The sequence below is a fragment of the Flavobacterium sp. FlaQc-49 genome, from assembly GCF_044005985.1.
Classification (GTDB): Bacteria; Bacteroidota; Bacteroidia; order Flavobacteriales; family Flavobacteriaceae; genus Flavobacterium; species Flavobacterium cupriresistens.
The window spans coordinates 118,120-119,394 of sequence record NZ_JBIPCS010000009.1 but is presented as its reverse complement, the minus strand read 5'-3'; the positions used below and the strand labels follow the sequence as shown (position 1 = coordinate 119,394).

At 28.9% G+C, this 1,275-nt stretch carries 1 pseudogene; it reads right to left on the bottom strand.

Features of this window, described 5'->3' with window-relative positions:
* Positions 1 to 828: 828 nt before the first annotated feature.
* A pseudogene (locus ACHRV3_RS17740) lies at positions 829 to 1,048 on the bottom strand (transposase); the annotation flags it as partial.
* Positions 1,049 to 1,275 lie beyond the last annotated feature (227 nt).

The window sequence follows — 1,275 nt, the reverse complement described above, 5'->3', positions numbered from 1 at the left end:
ATATTATTAAAATTATAACCTAATATTCCTTACTATTATTTATACTATATCTTTCCTTAAAACTATTGACGTTAATTGCCTTATAATGTCAATAAGACAATAACTCAGCCACCGAATTAAATTTAAACAGTTCTCTAATTCGGCACACATTATCAGTCATCAAACAATTCATTTGCAAATCATTACCATCCAACACAAAGAAGTTATCCTAAATCCCTCCTTTTAGTATACTCTGCCAAATGGCAATCAATTGTATTACTGACGCTGTTCTTACGCAGCAACATATTCATTAGATAGCGCTCACCGATCAGAATCAGGCGAGTCTTTCCTACGTAATTTTTACATTAGACGCTAATCGGATATTACTTTGTTCCACCCAGATCATAGAAACCCTATACTCGAATAAACTTCATTCTAAACCTGCTGAAAATCAGCTTTTATTTTAACTTACTTTCTGTAACTATCACAATCAACCGAGCGCTTGATATCTGCTACGTCTCCCTAGCCAAAAGGCAGTATTAAATCACAAAAATTCAATAAGAATAAAGCGCTTTTGATCTCATAAAATACCATACGAAAACCAAAAAACCCCACTCCTTAAACCCTACTTTACCATCAAGTAATCAGCATATTAATCAACCGACCTATAAGTTTTTTCATTCAAAAAAAAGTTTCACTATAGACTTCTTTTTAAGTTAATTCTTCCTTATATAAATAGCCGTGAGCAACCAGAATTACTCCAATACATAATTTTGCAATCAGCCCTAAAGATAGTATATTATCAAAATTATCCTATATATTAAGATAAAAATTCCTCATTAAATGAAATTAATTAATTAGAATTATGATATTATTAATTAATCTTTCAAATATGAGTTTATTGATATTTTGAACTAAAATTAAAGCGGTTTTTTTTGTTAAAATTCTTGTTTTAAAACCATTAAATAATCTGATATAGTTATTTCCGATTTTAAATTGCCCCTTACAATTGCGAAAAAAGTGTCTCAATTTTTTTTCTTGATTTTCCGAAAATAGAAGCTCGTTTTTTTATACTCTGAAATAATTTCATTCAACAGATAAATTTATTTTTTATCCTTACCTAATAATTGTTTTTCAAAACCACTTAACTTTTGGGCTACAATCCAAATAATAGTGCAATTTTAAAATGAAAAAGCCAGCTCGAGAGCTGGCTTTTTGTTGAAAATCTAATTTGAAGGCTATTTCTATTTTTGAATTTAAATACATGCTTTACAATCAAATCCAAACCTTAGTATC